Raw genomic sequence first — 25,861 nt, forward strand, 5'->3', positions numbered from 1 at the left:
TTACATGACTAAACAGATCGTGATCAGTGGTTCAGGGTTGTGGACACCCCCTAACAGTATTTCTAATAGCGAATTAGTAGATAGCTATAACGCATATGCAGAAAAATTTAATCGAGATAATGCCGCCCAAATTGAAGCCGGAGAGGTAGATGCAAAACCATTTTCTAGCGCAGAATTTGTTGAAAAAGCATCTGGCATTAAAAGTCGCCATATTTATATTAAAGACGGTGTATTAGACATTGAACGGATGCGACCGAATATACCTGAACGCAAAGATGATGAGATTTCCCATCAAGCTGAAATTGCCCTAGATGCAGCTAAAAAAGCCTTGAAGGCAGCAAATAAAACCGCTGCTGATATCGATGCAGTTATTGTTTCCTGTGCGTATACCCAACGCTCATATCCCGCCATTGCCATTGAAGTGCAGGGAGCTTTGGGAATCAAAGGGTTTGGATTTGATATGTTAGTGGCGTGTTCTGCGGCGACTTTTGGCGTGCATAGAGCTTACGAAATGATTGCGGCTGAAACCGCAAAATGTGTATTGGTTATTAATCCTGAGTTAGTTTCTCCGCAAATTAATTATCAGGATAGGGATAGTCATTTTATTTTTGGTGATGTTGCCACTGCTTTGGTCGTCGAACATCAGAATACTGCAACCAGTGAACACCAGTTTAATATTTTAAGCACAAAAGCGGTGACTGATTTTTCCAGTAATATTCGTTCTAATTTTGGTTACATGAGCCGAGCGTTTGATACATCACCTTATGGTCCTGATAAGTTATTTCATCAGGAAGGTCGTAAGGTATTTAAAGAAGTTTGTCCGATGGCAGCAGCGCACATTGCCGATCATTTAGAACAACACGAATTGACGCCAGTTGATGTTAAACGCTGGTGGCTGCATCAAGCAAACATCAATATGAATACTCTAATTACCAAACGGTTGTTAGGCAGAGACGCGCAGTTAGAAGAAGCCCCTATCGTTTTAGATCGCTACGCCAATACCGCTTCTGCGGGATCAATCATAGCGTTCCATTTATATCATCAAGATTTACAGCCTGACGACTATGGTTTAATTTGCTCGTTTGGCGCAGGATATTCAATTGGTAGTCTGGTATTGAAGAAACGTTAATAACGCAAAACATTAAATAGTCAGCATTCATAGCGAAGCTGTAGTTGCAATTAGTTAAATGGTGAGATGCGTGCATGGAAGTTAATAAATCATGATTGCTGATTTCGGGTTTGGATTAGGTGTCGTTAGCTACAGCTTGTTGTTGTTGCTGTTATTTACTGTTCGAAAGGCTGGGCTTGTCAAATATCTACTCATTTTGGCGACTGCTGGCACGGCTGCCTGGTCTTTATTTCATATCAATTTGTTGTTCGGCCCAATAGAGTTAGAAAACTTATTTTTGTTTGACTCTATCAAACAAAGTATCTGGCTCATATTCTTACTTGCCTGCATTAAACACGATTTTCGTAGTCTAAAGGACGTCTTAGTTCGTCCGTTTTCAATTGTGATGTTGTCAGTTCCCGTTGCATCTATTTTATTGCCATATTTAGTGCCTATTGATGTAAGTTGGCGTTTTTTGGCACAGACAATAATTGCGCTGCAAGTCTTAGTCATTCTGGAATTACTATACAGGCAAGCGGGAGAAAATAAATGGGCTTATAAACCATTGGTACTGTACTTAGGGGCAACCAATTTATTCGAGTTTGTCACTTATGCCAATGCCACTATGGTCGGTGGATTAGAAGTTAATTACATTGCTGCTAGGGGATATGTCTATACCGCGTTGTTGCCATTTTTAGTGTTGGCGATCAGACGTATCAAACATTGGGGAGTGGATATATTCATTTCGCGAGAAATCGTGTTGCACAGTTCCTTGTTAATGGTTGCAGGAATTTATCTGTTTATCATGGCCATGTTAGGCTATTTCGTGAAATTTGTTGGTGGAGAGTGGGGCGTCACCATTCAGATTCTGTTGATTGTGTTGTCGACAGCGCTTTTGATGACCTTATTCTTGTCTAACAGCTTGCGGATTAAAATTAGGGTCTTTATAACCAAACATTTTTTTGTTAACCAATTTGACTATCGAATCGAATGGTTAAAATTAACAGATGCACTCGCTTCCAACGAATCTAGTATCCCTAAAGTATATGAAAATGCCATCAAGGGGTGGATTCAGGCAATCGAATATCACTCTGGTATTCTGTTAAAAAAAGAAGGGCATTCACTGAATATTAAGGCGCAAATCAATCATCCGGATTTAACGCCTAGAGAGTGTCAACTACTAGATGAGCTTGCTATTTATTGTCAACAAAAAGACTGGGTAATCGATATTGAAGAGTTACGTTATCAGCCATTTATTTACGAAGGTCTCAAATTAAATCATGCATTATTAAATGAGTGTTCATTTCAAATCGTATTGCCCATATATAAAGCTGAAGCGCTTTGGGGTCTAGCGGTGATGAATAGCGATCAATCGGTACGCAAGCTAAATTGGGAGTTACGTGATTATTTAACTGCCGTAACAGCACAAATCTCCAGTTATGTATTCCATCATGAGGCCAGTAAAGAGGTAGCAGAGAATGCGCAGTTTGCGGCATTTAACCGAATGTCTGCATTTGTCCTGCATGATTTGAAAAATGTGTTAGCGCAAATCGATTTAATTTTAGCTAATGCTGAGCAACATAAAGATAATCCTGAGTTTATCGACGATACATTCGAAACCTTATGGCACACTAAAGCACGTATGGACAAGATGCTTCGTCAACTTACTGATAAGAAAGAAGCGCAAAGAAGTAGCGAAAGACTGTGTGACGTTTCTACCAGCATCAGTACCGTAATTGATAAAAAATGTGCAGGAAATTTACCCACACCTAAATTAAATGTCATTGACGAAAAACAACTGGTGATAGATGAAGAAAAATTCTGTAATGTTATGTATCACCTTATCAGTAATGCACAGCAAGCAACTAGTAATGACGGGAAAGTTAACATTAGTGTTGATATGAGCGTTGACCAACGTTTTCTTGTTGTTACTATTGAAGACTCGGGTGAAGGGATGAGTCAAGAATTCATTGAAAATCGCTTATTTAAACCATTCGACACCACCAAAGGTAATGCCGGAATGGGAATTGGTGCTTACGATGCCAAAAATTTCGTAGAAAAATTGGGCGGCAGTATTAAAGTCCAAAGTGAGGAGCAAAAAGGAACAGTATTCACACTGAAATTTCCTGCAGAATAATCATTTAAAAAAGGGACCCAAAATACGTGGATAGAATATTAGTAGTTGATGATGACTTAGGTATCCAAAAACAGCTTAAATGGAGCTTAAGCGATTACGAAGTAGTTTTTGCCGAAGATCGTCAATCAGCAATCAACCAATTGCGCCGATTCGAACCCAAAGTAGTGACACTCGATTTAGGTTTACCACCCGATCCGGCTAATGCCTCGGAGGGACTAGCGGCCTTAGAGGAAATTCTGGCGCTGTCCCCGCAAACAAAAGTCATCGTGGTCACAGGTAATAATGACAAAGAGAACGCGCTTAAAGCAGTAGCTTTAGGCGCATACGACTTTTATCAGAAGCCAATCGATTCTGACACGATCCAGATATTAATTAACCGTGCCGCAAATTTATATAATCTCGAATTGGAAAACAGACAACTTGCCAAAACGTCATCTTCGATGAGCAAAATTATTGGCAATAGTGAATGTATCCAATTGGTTAGCCGTAAAGCGGAAAAAATAGCACAAACGGATATTAGTACGCTTCTATTGGGTGAAAGTGGTACTGGTAAAGAAGTATTTGCTCGCAGTATTCACGATCACAGTTTACGCAAAGACAAACCTTTTGTTGCGATTAACTGTGCTTCGATTCCAGAAAACTTGTTAGAAAGTGAATTGTTTGGATATGAAAAAGGGGCATTTACCGGCGCAAACAAAACCACGCTTGGTAAAATCGAAACGGCCCAAGGTGGGACAGTCTTCCTAGACGAAATCGGAGATATGCCACTTGGTTTACAAGCCAAAATGTTACGTTTTTTGCAGGAGCGAGTAATTGAACGAGTAGGGGGAAGAAGTGAAATTCCGGTCGATATTCGCGTTATTTGTGCAACCCATCGCAATCTACAAGACATGGTGACAGAGCAAACTTTCCGAGAAGATTTATTCTACCGTGTGGGGGAAATTATCATTAGTATCCCGCCTCTTCGAGATCGGGAAAATGACGTAATTCTGCTCGCGAAAACCTTTTTAAACCAATACAACGAAGAGTTTGGAACTAAGGTAAAAGGGTTAAGTGATGGTGCAGTGAAAGCTATGTTGCAGCACAAATGGAAAGGAAATATCAGAGAATTACAAAACAAACTTAAGTCTGCCGTCATTTTAGCTGAAGGGAGCACAATTCAAGCTGATGATCTTGGCTTAATGGTTCGTGAAGATGGTGATGACGCGGTAGATAGTTTGAATCTTCGAGAAGTACGGGAGCTAGCCGAAAGTCGTGCAATTCGTCGAGCTTATTATCAATCAGAAAAGAATATGTCGAGAACCGCCGAATTACTCGGTGTCACTAGACCAACCTTGTATTCATTGATTGATAAATACCATTTAGATGATATTAAAACAGGTGCGTAAGCATTAAAAACGATTAACTAGATTACCTCAGTAATACCATTCTGAGGGGATCTGGCTTAATTCAAACGCTGTTCTTATCACCAAACTAATTGGGTAAAGTGTTTACGGCACATAGACTCATAGGTGTCATTGCCACCAACCTGAACTTGCGCTCCTTGTTTTACCGGGTTTCCATTTTCGTCCCAGCGAACAACAAAGTTTGCCTTCTTACCGCAATGGCAGACGGTTTTTAGTTCGAACATTTTATCAGCCCACGCTAGCAGATAATGACTGCCTTCAAATGTTTCACCTAAAAAGTCAGTACGCAGACCATAGGCTAGTACGGGGATTTTGAGTTGATCCACTACTTTGGTTAACTGTTTTACTTGGGACTTGGTTAAAAATTGTGCCTCATCTATGAATAAACAATCTATTTTTCCCTGCTCTGTCAGTTGGCTGATACGTTCAAATAAATCACTTTGTTGATTAAAAAGGTGTGCATCAGCTTTTAATCCGATTCTTGAAGCTACTTTGCCAATACCGTATCTGTCGTCAAGCGCAGCGGTGAAAATTTCAGCACGCATGCCGCGTTCTTGGTAGTTGTAAGCGGACTGCAATAATGAGGTCGATTTACCTGCATTCATCGCTGAATAGTAAAAATATAGTTGGGCCATAACGCTGCTCTAATCGCTATAATTGAAAAATAGTTTGGTTAAATACTCGAGTTATTACATATTAACTTAGGTGCTTAATCTTGCGGTTGTTGGGTATCTATTCTTTCTACCCATTGGCGTAAATCATCATTTATCATAGGTTTTGCAAAAAGAAAACCTTGAAGATAATCCACTCCCATCTCACTTAGCTTTTCGGCTTCGTGCAGAGACTCTACGCCTTCAGCTACTGTCTTGCTGCCAAATTCGTTAGCAATAAACAGAGTCGCTCTAATAATAGCTTCACCACCTTGCAACATATTAAGTACAAAGGAGCGGTCTATTTTTATCGTATCAAAATTTAATGTTTGCAGCTGGCTGAGTGATGAATAGCCGGTGCCAAAATCATCTATTGAAACCTGAACGTTTCTATCCTTAATTGCATTTAAGCGCTCTTTTACCTTCACTTTATTATCGGCAAACATAGATTCGGTAATTTCAAGGTGCAAACGCTCAGGTGCTAATTTGCTGGTTTTCAGTGCTTTGTCCAAGATATAAATAAAGTCATCATCTAATAATTGAATGATTGAAACGTTTACTGAAACTGACGCATTAGGGCTATGTTGCCATTGACTGGCATCAATACATGCGCGGTTTAACACCCACGCTCCAATCTCATGGATTAAGCCTGACTGTTCTGCTAACGGGATAAATATATCAGGGCGAATTAACTCACTACCAAACTGCCAACGCAACAGTGCTTCGAATGACCAGGGTTGCTTGGTTTTACATTGCACAATAGGTTGATAGCATAAGTAAAGCTGCTTATTGTTAATCGCATTTTGCAAACCATCACGCAAATTTTCGATATTTTTAAGATTTTCAAATAAGTCGTGGGTAAACATTCTTGGCGACGTTAAATGCAATTTCTTTTGCTCAAACATGGCGAAGTCGGCCAATTGAATTAGCTCAGTTTCGTTCGATGTATGCTCAGGCAACATGGCTATGCCAATAGTCGCGCTTAAATGAAGCTGGTTGGACATTATGTCTAATGGTTGCGATATTCGTGCTTGCAGCGCATTTGCCACCGAAACAGCGGTTTCTTTGTCGGCGTAAGGTAACGCCATTAAAAATTCGTCCCCTCCCCAGCGACCTGCTTGATAGTCATTTGCGAACGCACCAATACGTCCCGCTATTTCAACTAAAACCGCATCACCAATTTTGTGGCCAAGGGTATCATTTACTTTCTTAAAGCCATTAAGATCGATAAATAACAACGCGACCGAGTGTCCGCTTTGTATGCTTTTAGTTGATATTGTGGATAACTGCTCAATGAATGCAGAACGGTTAAAGAGTTGCGTAAGGGGATCAAGACTGGATAAGGCCCGGATTTCTTCCGTGCGTCGAACCACTTCTTTTTCTAGCGATTCGTTAGTCACATTTAACCGGCTATAGGCTTCAGATAATTTTCCATGGACTTCATCAACTTGCGCTATTTCTTCGTGCATTTTCTCAATTAACTGAGTATTTTCATTGCGCAGTTTTATTGTGTCTTCCGTCATTCTTGCGGCTCTATATGCTGAGACGACAATTACAACGTTGTATAGCAAGCCCAAACAACCAATATAAAAGTGCAGATTTTCGCCAGAGAAAATAGCCATTAATGAGACGGGAGTTAACAGTAGCACTGAAAATAATATTGCAGCTTTTTTATCACCCGCAATGACAGTTATTGCGCCGTTTGAGAGCGTACACAATACAGTGAAAGTGACAACTAATTCCAATGTATCCATACTGTCATAAAAGCCGACAGAGTAGATACACCACATCAATGCCACTGCGGTTATTCCTAACACTACCCGATTTTTAGCCGAACGTGCATCATAGCGGGTCTTGTTCAGTTTGAAGTACCAGTAAGACCAATCAGCTAATCTGATTGTTGTAAGAATGGATACAGCTATAAACCAAATGACTTTTAGACTAAAGGTATTAGGGGCTTCTAAAGCAAAAACCAAAAAAGCGGCAGTACAAAAACTACCAAATAAACCAAATAGCACGTTTCTGTAAATTAAATCAGTTTTATCACGTAAGTTTGCTTGGGTGATCTCAAAAACCTTTTTAATAGTAGAACCCCTTGTAATATATCAACTTAACATCTCGAAACTGCACGGCATTTGACTTAATTATAATATGATTTTTGCGCTAACAGGACTATAAAACTTAATACCCTTGAAACAAAGTCTAAATTGCTGCGTCGAACTAATTATTTTTTCTTTTTAGGTCGTTTAATTTTCTTTTTCTCTGACTTCGGCTTTTTCTTTTTAACCGGTGGTTTCGCTTCTTTATTTTTAGGACGTAAATCTTCAATAACACGGCGCTTTAAGCGCTGTTTGGTATAACGTTCAATCTTGGCAATGATACCCATCTCATGTGCTTCTGCTAATGAAATTGCAGTGCCTTTTTTGCCTGCGCGGCCTGTCCTACCAATGCGATGTACATAAATATCTGCGCTACGCGGTAAATCATAATTGATTACATGACTGATGTTATCTACATCAATACCTCTAGACGCCACGTCGGTTGCTAACAATATGTTGATTTCACCGTCTTTGAATCGTTGTAATGCACTGTTGCGTTTATCTTGAGGCATTTCCCCTTGTAGCCAAGAGATAGAAAAGCCGTCTCGTTCGAGCATTTGTTTGAGTTGATTAAGTCTGTCTCTGGTTTTAACAAACACCACTGCTGACTGGATTTGATTGCTTAATATGCTTTTCAGCAAGTTGTATTTATGCGCGGGATCATCGGCTAGATGAATCCACTGTAAGATTTTAGCGTGCTCTTTTCGGCTTGGGTTGGCTTCCAATAATACTGGATTGGTTAGTAAATCTTTGGCAAATCTTGCAATACCAGCACCTTCAAGTGTTGCAGAAAACAACATGGATTGTTTACGCCAACGGGCTTCTGCCGCAATTTGATTTACAATTGCTGAAAACCCCATATCTAGCATACGATCAGCTTCATCTAGAACGAGGCTTTCAATATCTCGACAATCAAAACTCTCTTTTTCAATATGTTCAAATAATCTGCCTGGTGTGGCGACTAAAATATCTAAGTTCTTTTCCAGTGTTTCCCTGTCAGTGCCATAATTGATGCCGCCGGTAATTACACCACACACTAAATCAGTGTGTTTTGTGATTTGTAATGCTTGCTCATAAACCTGCAGCGCAAGTTCTCTTGTTGGGGTTAGAATTAGTATCCTGCAGGAGCCGGGATGTTGTCTTGGGAAGTCCAATAAAAATTGACAGGCGGGTAGTAAAAACGCTGCTGTTTTTCCAGTGCCTGTTGGGGCATTGGCTAGAATGTCTTGTCCTTCCATTGCTGGTGGAATGACTAAAGACTGAATACTAGTTGGGGTGGAATATCCCATTTCGGCCACTGCTTGACAGAGTTTTTCGTCAAGTTCTAATTCTTCAAACATATTTTTCCGTAGGTGTAGAAGGCGATAAACGTAATTGCTGCAATTATAGAGGACTAATCTAGTTTAGGGCAGCGTTTATTCGATTAACCTTTGTTGGCGGCGATGGAATGTATTGGTATAGCCTTTACAAAGCGACATAAGATTGCTTAAAGGTCTTGATAGCATTGATACGTTGTTCATCTAGCCGTAATTTGATGTTCTTACCTTCTGCGCCCGCTTGAATTATTGATTTTACGTCTACCTTGTTCGCTACCTCGTAAGCTTTCCACATAAAATCTGCTTGAGGGTAGCTGCGGTCTTCCAATCCTAATCGCCCTTTTGCGTCAGCAATACAAGCGGTTAATAAATCTTTAAAACGTTGCGGTTTACGCCAAGCGTCACAACGATTAAACACTTTTAATACCGTGGCAGCGCGAAGCTCAAGTGCGCGATGGATGTGGGTATGATATTCACTGGTCATTATTGCCAGTTCTTTACAGTCATTGGGTACTTTTAAGCGATCACTTAAGGCCTGAATTGGTGCGACCCCTAACTCTTCATGTTCTCGATGGGATGGCCATTGAACTGGATCTGTGAGAGCTTTACCCAAATCATGTACCAATGCCGCATAACGCACCGCTAGATTATCACTTATTTTTGCTACTTGCTGGACCACCATCATAGTATGGATCCCAGTGTCAATCTCAGGGTGCCACTGAACAGGATTAGGAATACCCCATAATACGTCTAATTCCGGAAACCACACTTTGAGCGCACCACATTCTCTTAGCACTTCGAAATAAATATCTGGTGTATCTTCTAGTAGTGCCCGTGACGTTTCTTTCCAAACCCGCTCTGGAATCAAATGATCAAGTTCTCCTTCACTCACCATGGCTTTCATTAACGTCATAGTTTCTGGGGCGATTTTAAATCCATAGGGATGATATCTGGCAGCGAATCTGGCAACTCTAAGTACACGCAACGGGTCTTCTGGAAAAGCAGGAGAAACATGACGCAACTGACGAGTTTGTAAATCATTTTGACCATTAAATGGATCGATCAGTTCTTGTTGTTGATCTAATGCCATTGCATTAATGGTTAAGTCACGGCGCTGGAGATCCTCTTCTAGCGTGACTTCTACACTGCTATCGACATCAAAGCCCGTGTATCCTTTGCCATTCTTGCGTTCAGTGCGAGCCAGCGCATATTCTTCTTTGGTTTTGGGATGTAAAAAGACCGGGAAATCATTGCCAACTTGGGTAAATCCAGCTGCCAACATTGAATCGACAGTTTCACCAACCACCACCCAATCTTTGTCATGCACTTCGCGGCCAAGCAATTGGTCACGTACAGCCCCTCCCACCAAATAGCACTTCATGGCATTATTACTCACTATTTATTTAAACTTAATATTACCTATAGTAAGCAGTCTTTGAGTTAACCACAAATAGTGTTACCTTATTCATCGCAAATATGGATTGGTCTATTTAAGTAAATATGTATCTTAATTATTTTGGATTGTCTGACAACCCGTTTTCTATCGCCCCAAACCCTGACTATCTTTACATGAGTCCCCGCCATAAAGAGGCGCTGGCCCATTTAATTTTTGGTCTACGGGAGAGTGGGGGATTCGTGATGCTTACCGGCGAAGTTGGCACCGGCAAAACCACTGTGTCACGAAAGTTATTGCAGCAATTACCTGATAATACTCATGTCGCGATGATTTTAAACCCGACACTTTCAGCAATCGAATTATTGGCTACCATCTGTGATGAATTAAATATCCGTTATCTGAAAAAACAAGCCAGTTTAAAGTACTTTACCGACAAAATACTTACTAAGCTTACGACTAATCATCACAATGGAATTAATACCGTTCTAATCGTTGATGAAGCACAACATTTATTACCTGAAGTGCTTGAACAACTGCGTCTATTAACTAATTTAGAGACAAATCGAGAAAAACTGCTCAAAGTGGTATTAATTGGTCAGCCTGAATTACAACAATTGTTAAAGCGCAATGAGCTAAGACAATTAGCACAGCGCATAACAGCACGATATCACTTGCTGCCGTTATCGTCCGTTGAAGTTAAAAATTATATTTCTCATCGACTGTCAGTGGCTAATGGACACGATCGAATTTTCAGTCAGCCAACCTTGCAGGCCATATATCAAATAACCGGTGGTATTCCCCGAGTCATCAACCTGTTATGTGATCGCGCGCTGACGCTCACGTTTACTAAACAACACCCTATCGTTCGTCGACATATATTTATCGCTGCAGCTAGGCAAATTTTAGGGGATGATGTTGTTAAACAAAGACAAGGTAAGCAGTGGACGTTCATATTAGCCAGTAGCTTCGTAATAGCGATAGTTTTGGGCTATTTGGTGGGGCGCTGAGATGACCAAAATAATCAATATAGAACAACTTAAAACGGGCATGGTGATTATTAAAGTCACCGCTCAAAACGGCCCAGTGAAAATAAAAAAATCAGGTTTGGTTAGCAGTGATGAGATGGTCAAAGCACTGGCAGAAATGGGCGTGCAGGAAGTTGAAGTCGACCCAGATATGACGGTTGAAATCAAAAAGCCCAAAATTGCCAAATCTAAAACTCAGCAATTGGTTGAGGACACCAGTACATTAACCCAAAACATTGATCAGGGTATTTCTGAACAGTTTAATCGCAGTTTGTTTTTGCCATCAGTGCAAGAGTTGCCCGAAGCTTGGCAATACTATGGAAAAAAATCATTTGTTGTCAGCTTAGTCGTTATAGGCGGTTTTTGTTTAGGTTTAATCTTAGCTAACATTAATAACTATACACATTTGCTTAGTACTCCTATCAACAATGTTGAGAATGTTGCAAAGGTTGATTCCGAAACATCAACTAATGACCCTCAACAAGTTCAACAGCAACAAGCGACCGATAACGGAAGCAATGATATCGCAATGCAAACCTCTGAGCCTATCATTGAGAACGACATCAATGACTCTGAGCAGCTGCAAAGTGAACAGCGTTCTAATGACGTTATCCAAGCGCAACAATCAGAAGATCAAACTGAGCAATTACAAGCGCAACAACGAGAGGAAAAGGAACAGCTGGAAGCTGATGAGGAAAAGAACATCCCACCTGAACTGTTGCAACGATTCAGAAATGCCCTAGCCTCTATTGGTGATGAAACGCCTACAGACCCGACAATTGATGCCGAACCTATTCGAGATGTGCCCGCCGTTAATGAACTGCCAGCTTGGGTATTAACAGAACTACCTAGCTTAGCTTTTTCTACTCATATGTACGTTTCAACGCCAACAGAAAGATGGGTTAGAGTAAACGGAAAACGAGCCGTAGAAGGGCAGGAGATAGACGACGGACTTATTTTAGTAGGAATCGAACCTCAGCATGTGATACTTAAATTCAAAGGACAGGAGTTTAGTATGGATGCATTGTCAGATTGGTAAAATTACGGGGTACACTCAGCTAGTTCATTTGTTTCCGCCATTCCTGCACAGGCAGGGATGACGGAAGTCGATGTTTACCTGACTCTTGCTATTGTCTGCACGCTGATATTTTTGTTTTAGAACAACATTTCCTAATCAGAAGTAAGATTATTAATCAGTATCTCTTTTAAAAATTTAGTTAAGTTTAAGCCAAACTCTTCAGGTCTAACCGCGCTTTCAATTTTTACACTCACCTGATTTAAATCGTATTTCTTCACTTCTGAATAGCTACCGCTCTTTAAATTGTAAAACGCTGCAACAACAGGTTTACTCGGCGCATTCTTATTAGCTCGTAAAACAATTGCTAACTTGTCGTTATCGAGCTTGACCAGCGAGCCTGTAGGATGTACGCCAAGACATTGGATAAATTGAGCAACTAAACGTTGATCATAGCTGTCGTCGCTAAGCAGTTTTATCAGGGCTTTGGAGGGCGTAACTGCTTTCTGAAATGGTCTGTCATTGATCATTGCATCATAACTATCGACAATTCCAGCCATCTGCGAAAATTCGCTCACATCGTGGGCGCTTTGTGCGTCAGGATAACCTGAACCATCAACTCTTTCATGATGATTAAAGATGACATCTTGTACACAAGCAGACACTTGGCCACAGCGATCCACTAGATCCAGTCCAATATCCACGTGGGTAGTTATTACTTCTTTTTGCTGAGGAGTCAGCTTATTCGGTGATTGAACTAGCTCACTTGGCATGTTGGTCATACCTACATCCATTAGTAAACCAGCCAAACTTAAATCTTCAATCGCTTGTTTACCCATGTCTCTATGTTGGGCGAACATCGTCAATAAAATCGAGCAGTTTAACGAATGTTCCATCAAGTATTTACCTGATTTATTTAATAGTGTTAAACAGCTTAAGCCGTTAGGCATGTGAATGACGGATTCAATAATATTCGTGCTCAGATCTTTTACAGCGGAAAGTGACGGGTTATCTTTAGCTGCTAATCGCTTGAAAAATCGACTCTGTATAATCAACGCTTCATCGTATAGCTTAGTGGCAGCTTCAAGTTGCTCTTTATCGCTATAAGATCGATTTTTGATCTCAGGTGGTGGAACTTGTTCCTCTACGACTTTTTTAGGTGGCGTAGGAGGAGGGGGAAGATTACTACGAGAAATATCAATTTGTACTTTAATAACACCTTTGGCTTTCAAAGCATCAATTGATTTGTCAGATTTAACTAATCCTTTCGTTTTTATTTTTAATTTGCCGTTTTGTTCGATAACATCATTAACAAACATGCCTGGCTTTAAATCGTCGATTTTGATTGCTTCGAGCATCGCTAACCAACTCTCCTAAGTGATATTTTATTATTTTTATTTTTCGCTATTTTAGCCTAATACAGATTGTAAATCTTGTTTTACATGACAATTAATCCGTTATAGAAACACTCTGGTACTGACATCTTGTTGTCAGTCCAGAGTACATTGTTTTTTAACGCTTTATCTTAACCACGTAAGTGCATTTTCTTCGTATTGAAGTATTTTGTCATCTAATTCTAAGGTTTGCCCGATTGCATCCAAACCTTTAATTAAGTTGCTTTTATGGTGTTCGGCAATGTCGAATTGAAATTCAGAATCTGCAAATTTAACTTTTTGATTCGGTAAATCAATATAAATTTGCGTCTCAGGATTTTCTTTCACCGCATTAAAAAGCACATCCATTTCTGAATTCGGTAACGAAATGGGTAAAAGTTGGTTATTGATACAATTGCCATAGAATATGTCGGCAAAGCTAGTTGCGATGACCACGCTAAAACCAAAATCGTCGAGCGCCCAAGGTGCGTGTTCACGGCTTGAACCACAACCAAAGTTTTCACGTGCTAATAGAATGCTCGCCCCTTGGTATTCAGGTTTGTTTAAACTAAATTCTGGATTGAGTTCCTGCTCATGTAAGTCCAAATAACGCCAATCGTGAAAAAGGTGCTTGCCATATCCGGTGCGAGTCACGCCTTTTAGAAACTGTTTAGGAATGATTTGGTCGGTATCGACATTGGCCTGATCAAGTGGGGCCGCTGTACCTAAATGCGTTGTAAATCCTGTCATCATTTGCTCCTATAAATCTCTAACGTCAGTGAAGTGGCCAGTAATCGCTGCGGCTGCGGCCATTGCAGGGGAGACCAAATGGGTTCTAGCTCCTCTACCTTGTCGTCCTTCAAAGTTTCTATTACTGGTTGATGCACATCTGTCTCCAGCTTTAAGAATGTCATCATTCATACCTAAACACATCGAACATCCGGGGAGTCGCCACTCAAATCCAGCATCGATAAAAATCTGATGTAAATTTTCATCTTCAGCTTGTTTTTTAACAGTAACAGAGCCTGGAACGACTATGGCTGTTACGCCTTTAGCAACTTTGCCTTTCTTGGCAATCACCGCGGCTGCGCGTAAATCTTCGATACGGCTGTTGGTACAAGAACCAATAAATACGTTATTCACGGAAATATCAGTTAATTTAGTTCCCGGTTTTAGATCCATGTAAGCTAGTGCTTTAATGGCTGATTCTCGATCGATGGGATCGCTAAAATCTTCCGGAGCAGGTACTGTATTTGTTACTCCCGTTACCTGACCAGGGTTGGTGCCCCAAGTGATTTGTGGAGTAATGTCTTGAGCCGCTAGCTCAACAACCATATCAAACTGTGCCCCGTCGTCTGAATGCAATGTTTTCCAATAAGCAATGGCTTTTTCCCAAGATTCACCACTAGGGGCATATTCACGACCTTTAATATATTCAAATGTCGTGTCATCAGGTGCGATAAAGCCCGCTTTTGCACCTGCTTCGATACTCATGTTGCAAATGGTCATACGCTCTTCCATCGACAAGTTACGAATGGCTTCACCAGCGTATTCGATAACGTAACCTGTTGCACCAGCGTGACCAATTTTACCGATAATGGCGAGAATAATGTCTTTCGCCGTAATCCCGACAGGTAGTTTGCCGTCAACATTAATCAACATGCTCTTGGCTTTGCTTTGTTTCAAAGTTTGAGTTGCAAATACATGCTCAACTTGCGAAGTACCAATACCAAACGCTAGCGCTCCAAATGCTCCATGGGTTGCAGTATGAGAATCACCACAAACAACAGTCATACCGGGTAAAATTAGCCCTAACTCTGGACCAATAACGTGCACGATACCTTGTTTTTGATGTCCCACAGGGAATAGTTCTATACCGTGTTCTTTACAGTTGTTGGCTAAGGTTTGTAATTGCAATTGATTTTCAGGTCCGCAAGCATCAATCGCTAAAGAGCGGGTTGAGATACTGTGATCCATGGTTGCAAAGGTTTTTTCTGGGCGTCTCACTTTACGGCCTTTTTCGTTCAAACCCGAAAACGCTTGAGGCGAGGTCACTTCATGAATTAAGTGTCGGTCAATATAAATTAAGCTGTCATCACCCAATTGATCTACTACATGGGCTTGCCAGATTTTGTCATACAATGATTTTGCCATTATTAATTCCTAATTTTATATCTATGCCGTTTGACCAGTACTGGACAATATATGCTGGCAAATTGCGTCGCCAACTTGTGATGTGGTTTTTGCTAAATGGCGTTTGTCAGCTGACAGTAGTTCACCTGTCAACACCCCATCTGCCAGCGTTTTAAGTACAGCATCATCAATCAAGTCAGCCGCTTCTATTTGATTTAAACTAAAACGTAACATCATAGAAGCAGAGAGTATCTGGGCAATAGGATTGGCAATACCTTTGCCTGCAATGTCCGGGGCCGAGCCACCGGCAGGTTCAAACATACCAAAACCGGTTTCATTTACACTTGCGGACGGAAGTAGGCCCATAGAGCCTGTTATCATTGCACATTCGTCAGAAATGATATCGCCAAACAAGTTTGAACATAACATCACATCAAATTCATTGGGTGTACGCAACAGTTGCATAGTCGCGTTGTCGATATAGATATGTTCAAGTTCAACTTCAGGATAATCTTTGGCAACTTCTTCAGTGACTTCTCGCCATAGGCGCGAGCAGACTAACACATTCGCTTTGTCTACAGAGGTGACTTTTTTGCCACGTTTCATTGCGGCTTCAAAAGCGCTTTTGGCAATGCGACGGATTTCACGTTTAGAGTAACGCATGGTGTCATATGCAAATTGCTCTTCACCTTCGCCTTCTAAACCTTTTGGTTGCCCAAAATAAATACCGCTAGTAAGTTCTCGAATCACTAGTACATCAAAGCCACTGGCAGCGATATCAGCACGAAGCGGTGATAGCGCTTCTAACCCAGGGTATATTTTAGCTGGGCGTAAATTACTGAATAAGTCAAAATGACTACGCAATGTCAGCAATGCCGCTCTTTCTGGGCGTTGTTCAAGGGGCAGGTTATCCCACTTAGGGCCACCTATAGAACCAAATAGTATGGCATCGGCTTGTTCACAGCCTCGCAGGGTATATTCAGGTAATGCTTGTCCATGATTGTCGATGGCCAAGCCTCCCACGTCATATTCGTTAAGAGTAAAAGATAATCCGCATGTTTGTTCTACGGCACTGAGGACTTTTTTTGCCTCAGCCATAATTTCTGGACCTATTCCATCTCCTGCCAAAACGGCAATTTCATAATTTGACATGTTTTTTCTAAACCCCTGCTATATTAACTTGTTGTTTTTTCTGTTGGTCAATTTGGTCCGCTAAATGCGTGTTATTCAACACATAAATTAAAGCCTTCACACCAGATTCGACGATATCTGTGGCTAACCCAATACCGTTAAACCGGCGACCGTTGTACTCTGCAATTACGCTCACTTGAGCTAGCGCATCGGCTCCTTCACCTTTTGAATCTAGTTTAAAATCGACAACGTCTACTCGATTGTGGCCTATGGCTTTCGTAATCGCATTAAATGCTGCGTCTACAGGGCCATTTCCAATCGCCGATTCCGTGATTTCTTTTTCCCCAATTCGCATTTTAACGGTTGCACTAGGAATGATTTCTCGTCCTGAGTTAGCTTGTAAATACAATAATTCGAAATACGCCTCATCTTGCTTTTGTTGATCAAAAAACAATAGGGCTTCGAGATCATAATCAAATACTTGGCCTTTTTTATCAGCCAATTTCAGGAACGCGCTGTAAATGGCTTCCAAATCATAATCAGTTTGTTTGTAACCTAACTCAGTTAAGCGATGTTTAATCACATGGCGACCTGAACGAGAAGTTAAGTTAAGATTGTTCTTATTGATACCAACACTTTCAGGCGTCATGATCTCATATGTATTTTGCGCTTTAAGTACGCCGTCTTGGTGAATACCCGAAGAATGGCTAAATGCATTTGCACCAACGATGGCTTTGTTCGCCTGAACAGGCATATTGCACAGTTGGCTAACTAATTTTGAAGTGCGAGAAATTTCATGAGAATTGATATTGGTATTAAGGCCCAACATGGCTTGTCGGGTTTGCAAAATCATCGCGATTTCTTCTAACGAGCAGTTTCCTGCACGCTCACCAATACCATTTATTGTCGCTTCTACTTGGCGCGCACCATATTCAACCGCAGCTAACGAGTTGGCAACAGCTAAGCCTAAATCATTGTGACAATGCACAGAGATAGTCGCTTTATCAATATTAGGGACACGGTCGAATAAATTTTTAATGATGCCGCCAAATTCTGTTGGCGTTGTATAACCAACCGTATCTGGGATATTTACCGTGGTTGCTCCCGCGGTAATGGCGGCTTCTACCATGCGACAAAGATAATCAATGTGAGTTCGACCTGCATCTTCACAGGAAAACTCTACATCATCAGTGTAACGACGAGCGTGTTTAATCGCCCGAACAGCCATTTCAACAATCTCTTCCTGAGACTTTTTAAGCTTAGCACCTACGTGAATATCTGAGGTGGCAATAAAGGTATGAATGCGAAACTGATTGGCGACTTTTAACGCTTCGCCACATGCATCAATATCTTTTTCTAATGCTCTGGATAAGCCACATACGGTCGCATTTTTAATTTCTCGCGCAATGCTTTGTACTGATGCGAAATCTCCCGGCGAAGATACCGGAAAACCTGCTTCAATTATATCAACACCTAATCTTTCAATAGCGAATGCGATTTGCAGTTTTTCTTTAACAGTGAGACTTGCAGGTAGCGCTTGTTCGCCATCACGCAAAGTAGTATCAAATATTTTCACTTGATTAGACATATTTTTTCTCCTGTTAAGATATAGCCCATATAAAAAAACCCGTGCGTTGCACGGGTTTTAAAATCAGTTGTAACATTTACAACCTACCCGTGCAGTCTCGCTGCCAGAAGGAGTAGAATGTGAAGTAAAGTTACTTTTTGAATCGTCACGTCGGTCTCAATTAACCATAAAATAGATAAAATCTCTGTTGGTGTATTTGTATCCTTTATCTTCCCTAGCGTCAACCTATGTTGATAATTCCTCATATATCGGTTTGGAATAACTAAATTTTTATTTATAGGTTTTCCAATTAATGGTGGTCGACAGAAGTAATTCTCGAAGGCTAAGAGCTCTGGGCATGGTTTTACCTTTATGATTCCAACTGTGTCCACAACAAGCGGCCGTAATGTTTACTTTATTAGGAATTAATAAGGTTTTGTTTTGCATAGCATGTTCGTACTCACCTAAATATTTACCATCGAATCCAAACCAACCATGTTTATTGAAGTGTAGTTGATGCGTGTCTTTATCGATTCTGTCTACGGAATCCAGTTCCACGGTTTGGATACCCATATCACTTATACAAATCGGTGAGGGTAAGCCCATTCTCGAATGTGATTCAAACCAACTGACTGATTTTTCGGGATTATATTTAGATACAACACATTTGGCTGCTTGTTTTGCCTGCCAACTGCCATTGTGCACATCGACGTCAATTGGAAAGTCGTGTGCTAAAAGATACTCTGCAGCGTTTTTAATGTGGTAAGACAAACCTGCCAAACGGCGCTGTAGTAAGCGAATGTTGTTAGGTGCTTTTTTGCTTAATGAATGTAATTCTCTTTCGTACAGGGCATTACACAGCTCGGCAAAATGGCGCTGTCTTTGATCTGAGGCGAATATATCAACTTGTTGTTGATGATTGGTATCGGACATCATCTGATTTATATCAGACAATCAACGTGGTTGTAAGCATGTACCAGATAAAATCTATACTGGCACATGCCCATTAGCTTTATTGACCTTTAATTTCAGCGCGACCGCCGTAATTTACCGAATCACCCAAAGCTTCTTCAATGCGTAGCAATTGATTGTACTTAGCAACACGATCTGAACGGCAAAGTGAACCCGTTTTGATTTGTCCTGCTGCAGTACCTACCGCTAAGTCGGCAATTGTTGCATCTTCTGTTTCGCCACTTCGGTGAGAAATAACCGCTGTGAAACCTGCATCTTTTGCCATCTTAATTGCATCTAAAGTTTCAGAAAGCGAACCGATTTGGTTAAATTTAATTAGGATAGAGTTACCTACACCGTTATCGATTCCACGCTTAAGGATTTTAGTATTGGTAACAAACAAATCATCACCTACCAATTGAACCTTGTCACCAATTTTGCCAGTCAAGTAAGCCCAACCGTCCCAATCACTTTCATCTAATCCATCTTCTATGGAGATAATAGGATATTTAGCAGATAAATCCGCAAGGTAATCACCGAACTCTTCTGAGCTGAAGACTTTACCTTCACCTTTCATGTTGTATTGTCCATCAACATAAAATTCTGATGAAGCACAATCCAACGCTAGTGTAACGTCTTTGTTCATTTCATAACCGGCACTTTCAACTGCCTGAATGATTACTTTTAATGCTTCTTCATTAGAGCTCAAATTTGGTGCAAAACCGCCTTCGTCGCCAACCGCAGTATTTAAACCTTTAGCAGATAGCACTTTCTTAAGGCTATGGAATATTTCAGCTCCCATGCGCAGTGCTTCACGGAAATTAGGTGCACCTACTGGCTGAACCATAAATTCTTGAATATCTACGTTATTATCAGCGTGCTCACCACCATTAATGATGTTCATCATTGGAACAGGCATTGAATACTGCCCTGGCGTGCCGTTTAATTCAGAGATATGTTGATATAAAGGAACTTTCTTTTCCATAGCAGCCGCTTTTGCAATCGCTAATGAAACTGCCAAGATGGCGTTGGCACCGAATTTTTCTTTGTTTTCTGTACCATCTAAATCAATCATAATTTGGTCAACAGACCGTTGGTCCAAACTGTCTTTACCGATCAATGCAGCTTGAATATCATCATTGATAGCAGCAACGGCTTTTAATACACCTTTGCCTAGATATCTGGATTTGTCACCGTCGCGCAATTCCAAAGCTTCGCGTGAACCGGTTGAAGCGCCAGATGGAGCACAAGCTCTACCCCAAGCACCACTTTCTAAGTATACGTCTGCCTCTACTGTTGGGTTACCGCGTGAGTCCATTACTTCGCGGCCAATAATCTTGCTGATTTTTGCCATCTTTGTTGCCTTATAAAAATGATTAATTTACGTTCTAAGCACACGCACAATTTAGCCTTTTTGCGGCTTTTATTAATGATTATGCGATTAGGCGCTTGGTTTTTCTTTAATTATTATTTTTATGGTATTCACCAGCGGCGTGCACAAACCCAGTAAATAATGGGTGGCCGTCACGGGGTGTAGAGTTAAATTCAGGGTGAAATTGGCCAGCAATAAACCATGGATGGTCAGGTAACTCGATTACCTCAACCAAACGTTTATCGGTTGACAGGCCAGATACGACCAAACCTGATGCTTCTATTTCGTCGCGAAGGTTATTGTTCACTTCATAACGATGTCTGTGGCGTTCGAATATTTCCGCACTGCCATAGGTTTGGTGAACTTTTGTACCTGGAATCAAATGACACAATTGACTACCTAGACGCATTGTACCACCAAGATCGGAGGTTTCATCTCGGACCTCTGTACTGCCGTCTGATTCTAGCCATTCGGTGATTAAACCCACAACCGGGAAGGCTGTGTCAGGATTAAATTCGGTACTGTTTGCGTCAGTCATGCCAACTACGTTTCTGGCATATTCAATTAACGCCACTTGCATACCTAAACATATCCCTAAATAGGGTATTTTGTTTTCACGTGCAAATTTAGCGGCGGCAATTTTACCTTCAATACCACGCTCACCAAAACCGCCAGGTACCAAAATTGCGTCAAGGTTTTGTAAAACGGCTTCGCCTTTACTTTCAACATCTTGCGAATCAATGTAACGGATGTTTACTGATAAGCGATTTTTGAGACCGGCATGTTTTAATGCTTCATTTACCGATTTATACGCGTCGGGCAACTCAACATATTTACCAATCATACCGATGTTAACTTCATCAGTTGGGTTTGATTCAGCATAAAGAACTTGTTCCCATTCTGCTAAATCAGCTTCTGGACAAGTCAAGCCAAAACGTTTAACCACTAATTCGTCCATACCCTGTGCTTTCAAACCGGCAGGAATGCGGTAAATACTATCAACATCTTTGAGCCCAATAACTGCTTTGTCGGGGACGTTAGTAAATAATGCTATCTTTTGGCGCTCATTTGAAGGCAATGCACTTTCAGAGCGACAAACCAATATATCAGGTTGGATACCGATTGAGCGCAATTCTTTAACTGAATGTTGTGTTGGTTTGGTTTTTACTTCACCAGAGGCGGCCATGTAAGGGACTAGGGTTAGGTGCATATACATTGCACGCTCACGACCAAGCTCTGCGCCTAATTGACGAATGGCTTCCAAGAAAGGCTGGGATTCGATATCACCCACGGTGCCACCAATTTCGACAATTGCAATATCGACGCCTTCCGCACCTTCAATTACACGGCGTTTTATTTCATTAGTAATATGCGGAATAACTTGAATTGTTGCGCCTAAATAATCACCACGTCTTTCACGCTTGAGTACTTCTTCGTAAACACGACCCGTAGTAAAGTTATTGTGTTTGGTCATGCGGGTGCGAATAAAACGCTCATAGTGACCTAAATCTAAATCTGTTTCTGCACCGTCATCAGTAACAAATACTTCGCCGTGTTGAATGGGGCTCATAGTGCCAGGATCGACGTTGATGTACGGATCCAGTTTGAGCATCGTTACTTTCAATCCTCTAGCTTCGAGGATTGCAGCCAACGAAGCTGCAGCAATACCTTTTCCAAGTGATGAAACTACACCACCTGTGACGAAAATATAATTTGTCATGTGTAACCTAAGACGTTTGGAGTTGAAAAGAATACTTGACCAAGGTACCGACAATTTTCGGCGTATGGACGGCTCAACAGTATACTGAAAGGTGCCTGTCCATACAACGAACTTTTTCGATTAAGGTATATAAAAGTTGATATATAACAATCTGAAAAAGTTCGCTTATTTGGTTTTCATTTTTGTCGCAGGGTTAGGATATTTCTTTTAGCGAATATAGTAGCGCTAGGGCTTCTTTTGGGGTTAACTCATCGGGCTCTATTTGTTTTAATTTAATGCGTAATTCATCGACAGAATCGAGCAAGTCCATTTGTTGTGAGTGGGTACTTACTGTTAGCTCTTCCTTATCGATTTTCGGCTGTTTTTCCAATATAGCCAATTTTTGTTTAGCTGAATGGATAACGCTTCTGGGTACACCGGCTAATTGTGCTACTTGAAGTCCATAACTTCTGTTGGCAGGCCCTTCTTGGACTGCATGCATGAAGCGAATTTCGTCATTGTGTTCCACCGCATCTAAATGAACATTTGCTAAACTTTCCAACTCATTTGCCAATTGAGTAAGTTCAAAATAGTGGGTAGCAAATAGGGTATAAGCATTAATTTTACAAGCCAGAAACTCCGCACAAGCCCATGCCAGTGAAAGCCCATCATAAGTACTAGTACCGCGCCCAATTTCGTCCATCAATACCAAGCTATTGGCTGTGGCGTTATTTAAAATGTTGGCGGTTTCAGTCATCTCAACCATAAAGGTCGAGCGTCCAGATGCTAAATCGTCCGAGGCGCCGATACGGGTAAAGATTCGGTCGATTGGTCCAATTACAGCGTGTTGGGCGGGGACAAAAGAACCCATGTAAGCCATTAGCACGATCAATGCAGTTTGCCGCATATATGTGGATTTTCCGCCCATATTTGGCCCTGTTATGATCAACATGCGTCTTGAAGGAGTCATCGCCAATGGATTTGCTATAAATGGAGATTTCATCACATTTTCCACTACTGGGTGTCGACCTTGCTCATAAAACAAGCCTGTTTCTTGGCTCATTTGTGGGCAATGCAAATCCAATGATTCAGCTCTTTGCGCCAGGTTACAGATGACATCTAGTTCAGCTAATCCCATTGCAGAAATCATTAATTCATTCAATTGTGGAAGCAGTAGATCAAACAGTTGATCATAAAGCTGCTTCTCCAAAGCGAGGGCGCGCCCTTGGCTGGTAAGCACTTTATCTTCATGTTCTTTTAATTCCGGGATGATATAACGCTCATTATTTTTTAACGTTTGCCTGCGCACATAATCTGCTGGTACTTGATCAGCGAAACTTCGACTTATCTCAATGTAATAACCATGGACTTTATTGTAATTTACTTTGAGGCTGGAAATACCAGTACGCTGCTTCTCTCTTAACTCTAGTTGTTCTAGATAATCTGTTGCCCCTTTGGCGAGATTTCTCAGTTCATCTAATTCTGCGTTGTAGCCGGGTGCAATCACGCCACCATCGCGAATGAGTACAGGAGGATTTGCAATAATAGCTCGGGATAATAAATCGCTAAATTCTGGGAAGTTGTTGATATCTTCGCTTAACGTTGCAAAAATATTACCTAAATTTGATAATCTAGATTGGATGTCTGGTAGTATTTCAAAGGCGTTGCTCAAGCGTGCAAAGTCTCTTGGTCGGGCTGAACGTAATGCAAGTCTTGCCAAACAGCGTTCCATATCTCCCACCGATTTTAGCCAATCTCGAAGATCCTGATAATCATTTTCAAGCAATGCTTTTATTCGGTCTTGTCGCACACTTATGACATCGACATCACGAATAGGTGTTTGAATCCAGCGTTTCAATAGGCGACTACCCATAGGTGTCACCGTATGATCTAGAATACTGGCGAGGGTATGGTCAACACCACCTGATAAGTTAAAGGTCAATTCGAGATTACGACGTGTAGCGGCGTCCATCAACACGGTTTCATTTTGATTTTGTAGTTGAATTTTCCGAATGTGAGGGAGGGCAGAGCGTTGCGTGTCTTTGACATATTGCACTATACAACCGGCCGCGCATATGGCTACCTTGGCATCTTGAATGCCAAATCCATTCAATTCTTTGGTGCCAAATTGTTTATTTAATTGGGTACAGGCAGTTTCAAAGTCGAATTCCCAAACTGGGCGACGGCGTAAGCCAGCCCGAGCATCAATTAAGTGTAGGTGAGTGAATCCTTCTGGATATAATAGTTCAGCAGGATTGCATCTTTGTAACTCGGCTAAAAGCGACTCTTCACTGGATAGCTCTACAACGCTAAAACGACCGCTGGTGATATCAATTGTGGCAAAACCGAACACCTCTTTGTGTACAAATACTGCGGCTAAAAGATTATCTTGTTTATCTTCCAGAAGAGCTTCGTCGGTTACCGTGCCCGGTGTCACAATGCGTTGTACTTGTCTTTCTACTGGGCCTTTGCTGGTAGCCGGATCACCAACCTGTTCAACTATGGCGACGGATTGTCCCATTTTTACTAACCGAGCTAGGTAGTTTTCAACTGCATGATATGGCACGCCAGCCATAGGAATGGCATTTCCGCCAGACTTGCCTCGTGCGGTCAGCGAAATATCTAATAATTCAGCTGCTTTTTTCGCATCGTCAAAGAATAACTCGTAAAAATCGCCCATTCGATAGAACAGTAGTATGTCTGGGTGCTCCGCTTTAATGCTCAAATACTGGCGCATCATCGGAGTGTGGTTTTCAAGATCAGGCTGTTTGACGCTGTTACTCATTGCGATTGCTGTCTCTTTGCAAGTTGAGGCTTTGCTAGGAATAAATGATTTATTCGAATTAAGGCTATTAAAAATCTATGGGCATTATAAGAAGTATGGGTTTTTTTTCTAGCTGTTGTTAGAATCTGCCCCCTAATATTTTCTGAATGGGCAAGTTCTTACAAATGTTACCAAATAAAATTGATTCCCTCGCTAAAAAACTTGGTCAACAACTTAAACAAAAGCAATGGACAATAAGTTGTGCTGAATCTTGCACCGGTGGTGGGGTGGCTTTTGCAATAACCAGTGTCGCTGGCAGTTCAGATTGGTTTAAACAGTCTTTTGTCACTTACTCAAACGAGGCTAAACAAGTATTGTTAGGTGTCAGACAGGAAGTACTTATGTCTTCTGGAGCTGTGTCTGACCATACCGTGGAGCAAATGGCGTCAGGTTGTGCGCTAAAATCTGCTGCGGAAGTGGGGGTGTCAATTAGCGGTATTGCAGGCCCTGATGGCGGAAGTGATGATAAACCCGTTGGTTTAGTTTGGTTTGGATTTTTTGTGAAAGGGAAGGTCACGACTAAAAAGCAAATCTTTAATGGAGACAGGCATCAAGTGAGGGGGTTGGCAATTGAATACGCTTTGCAACAATGCTCTGAACTAATAACAGAACACGAATGAATTCAGTTTTACGTTTAGAAATATACAAAGACTTGGATG

The 25,861-nt window shown here is 41.2% G+C and carries 19 protein-coding genes; 6 read left to right on the forward strand and 13 right to left on the reverse strand.

Annotated elements, in window-relative coordinates:
* Window positions 1-4 precede the first annotated feature (4 nt).
* The 3 genes from GLIP_RS14940 (at window position 5) to prsR (ending at window position 4,633) form a co-directional block, all read left to right on the forward strand.
* Window positions 5-1,129, forward strand: a complete 1,125-nt coding sequence (locus tag GLIP_RS14940) for a beta-ketoacyl-ACP synthase III (RefSeq protein WP_008845498.1) — start codon at window positions 5-7, stop codon at window positions 1,127-1,129.
* A 91-nt stretch (window positions 1,130-1,220) separates the two neighbouring features.
* Window positions 1,221-3,245: an XrtA/PEP-CTERM system histidine kinase PrsK gene (gene prsK, locus GLIP_RS14945; RefSeq protein ID WP_008845499.1), complete on the forward strand. Its 2,025-nt coding sequence runs from the start codon at window positions 1,221-1,223 to the stop codon at window positions 3,243-3,245.
* Between the two features lie 26 nt (window positions 3,246-3,271).
* Window positions 3,272-4,633, forward strand: coding sequence for a PEP-CTERM-box response regulator transcription factor (gene prsR / locus GLIP_RS14950; protein ID WP_008845500.1), 1,362 nt, complete (start codon window positions 3,272-3,274; stop codon window positions 4,631-4,633).
* A gap of 77 nt (window positions 4,634-4,710) precedes the next feature.
* Here the strand turns inward: prsR and GLIP_RS14955 are convergent, their stop codons facing one another.
* The 4 genes from GLIP_RS14955 to GLIP_RS14970 all read right to left on the reverse strand — a co-directional run bounded on the left by GLIP_RS14955 (window position 4,711) and on the right by GLIP_RS14970 (window position 10,097).
* Window positions 4,711-5,286: a thymidine kinase gene (locus GLIP_RS14955; RefSeq protein WP_008845501.1), complete on the reverse strand. Its 576-nt coding sequence runs from the start codon at window positions 5,284-5,286 to the stop codon at window positions 4,711-4,713.
* A gap of 74 nt (window positions 5,287-5,360) precedes the next feature.
* Entirely contained in the window at window positions 5,361-7,319 is a 1,959-nt protein-coding gene (locus tag GLIP_RS14960) for a putative bifunctional diguanylate cyclase/phosphodiesterase (protein WP_008845502.1), read from the reverse strand.
* Window positions 7,320-7,525: 206 nt separating this feature from the next.
* Window positions 7,526-8,740, reverse strand: a complete 1,215-nt coding sequence (gene srmB / locus GLIP_RS14965; protein WP_008845503.1) for an ATP-dependent RNA helicase SrmB — start codon at window positions 8,738-8,740, stop codon at window positions 7,526-7,528.
* Window positions 8,741-8,864: 124 nt separating this feature from the next.
* On the reverse strand, window positions 8,865-10,097 hold the full coding sequence (locus GLIP_RS14970) for a multifunctional CCA addition/repair protein (protein WP_008845504.1): 1,233 nt from the start codon (window positions 10,095-10,097) through the stop codon (window positions 8,865-8,867).
* 119 nt (window positions 10,098-10,216) lie between these two features.
* Here GLIP_RS14970 and GLIP_RS14975 point away from each other — a divergent pair, with 119 nt between their 5' ends.
* Window positions 10,217-11,119 carry an ExeA family protein gene (locus GLIP_RS14975; protein ID WP_040523094.1) on the forward strand — a complete coding sequence of 301 codons (903 nt, stop codon included), beginning with the start codon at window positions 10,217-10,219 and terminating at the stop codon, window positions 11,117-11,119.
* A gap of 1 nt (window position 11,120) precedes the next feature.
* The gene (locus tag GLIP_RS14980; RefSeq protein WP_008845506.1) at window positions 11,121-12,176 is read left to right on the forward strand and encodes a general secretion pathway protein GspB; all 1,056 of its coding nucleotides are present in this window, start codon (window positions 11,121-11,123) and stop codon (window positions 12,174-12,176) included.
* Between the two features lie 131 nt (window positions 12,177-12,307).
* Here GLIP_RS14980 and GLIP_RS14985 read toward each other — a convergent pair whose 3' ends face one another.
* From GLIP_RS14985 to mutS, 9 genes are all read right to left on the reverse strand, one after another.
* Window positions 12,308-13,510, reverse strand: a complete 1,203-nt coding sequence (locus GLIP_RS14985) for an HD-GYP domain-containing protein (protein ID WP_008845507.1) — start codon at window positions 13,508-13,510, stop codon at window positions 12,308-12,310.
* Window positions 13,511-13,672: 162 nt separating this feature from the next.
* Window positions 13,673-14,275: a 3-isopropylmalate dehydratase small subunit gene (gene leuD, locus GLIP_RS14990; RefSeq protein ID WP_008845508.1), complete on the reverse strand. Its 603-nt coding sequence runs from the start codon at window positions 14,273-14,275 to the stop codon at window positions 13,673-13,675.
* A 9-nt stretch (window positions 14,276-14,284) separates the two neighbouring features.
* A complete protein-coding gene (leuC, locus tag GLIP_RS14995; RefSeq protein ID WP_008845509.1) occupies window positions 14,285-15,679 on the reverse strand; it encodes a 3-isopropylmalate dehydratase large subunit in 1,395 nt (464 codons plus the stop codon).
* A 21-nt stretch (window positions 15,680-15,700) separates the two neighbouring features.
* Window positions 15,701-16,810, reverse strand: coding sequence for a 3-isopropylmalate dehydrogenase (gene leuB / locus GLIP_RS15000; RefSeq protein WP_008845510.1), 1,110 nt, complete (start codon window positions 16,808-16,810; stop codon window positions 15,701-15,703).
* 7 nt (window positions 16,811-16,817) lie between these two features.
* Window positions 16,818-18,377: a 2-isopropylmalate synthase gene (leuA, locus tag GLIP_RS15005; protein ID WP_008845511.1), complete on the reverse strand. Its 1,560-nt coding sequence runs from the start codon at window positions 18,375-18,377 to the stop codon at window positions 16,818-16,820.
* 270 nt (window positions 18,378-18,647) lie between these two features.
* The gene (locus GLIP_RS15010) at window positions 18,648-19,310 is read right to left on the reverse strand and encodes a hypothetical protein (RefSeq protein ID WP_226992230.1); all 663 of its coding nucleotides are present in this window, start codon (window positions 19,308-19,310) and stop codon (window positions 18,648-18,650) included.
* A 58-nt stretch (window positions 19,311-19,368) separates the two neighbouring features.
* Window positions 19,369-20,661: a phosphopyruvate hydratase gene (eno, locus tag GLIP_RS15015; protein WP_008845513.1), complete on the reverse strand. Its 1,293-nt coding sequence runs from the start codon at window positions 20,659-20,661 to the stop codon at window positions 19,369-19,371.
* 106 nt (window positions 20,662-20,767) lie between these two features.
* Window positions 20,768-22,399 (reverse strand): CTP synthase, encoded by a 1,632-nt coding sequence (locus tag GLIP_RS15020; RefSeq protein ID WP_008845514.1) that lies wholly within the window; start codon window positions 22,397-22,399, stop codon window positions 20,768-20,770.
* Between the two features lie 193 nt (window positions 22,400-22,592).
* The gene (gene mutS, locus GLIP_RS15025) at window positions 22,593-25,163 is read right to left on the reverse strand and encodes a DNA mismatch repair protein MutS (protein WP_008845515.1); all 2,571 of its coding nucleotides are present in this window, start codon (window positions 25,161-25,163) and stop codon (window positions 22,593-22,595) included.
* Window positions 25,164-25,327: 164 nt separating this feature from the next.
* Between mutS and GLIP_RS15030 the strand changes: the two genes are divergently transcribed.
* Window positions 25,328-25,822 carry a CinA family protein gene (locus GLIP_RS15030; RefSeq protein WP_008845516.1) on the forward strand — a complete coding sequence of 165 codons (495 nt, stop codon included), beginning with the start codon at window positions 25,328-25,330 and terminating at the stop codon, window positions 25,820-25,822.
* Window positions 25,823-25,861 lie beyond the last annotated feature (39 nt).

It is taken from the genome of Aliiglaciecola lipolytica E3, assembly GCF_000314975.1.
GTDB classification, from domain to species: Bacteria; Pseudomonadota; Gammaproteobacteria; order Enterobacterales; family Alteromonadaceae; genus Aliiglaciecola; species Aliiglaciecola lipolytica.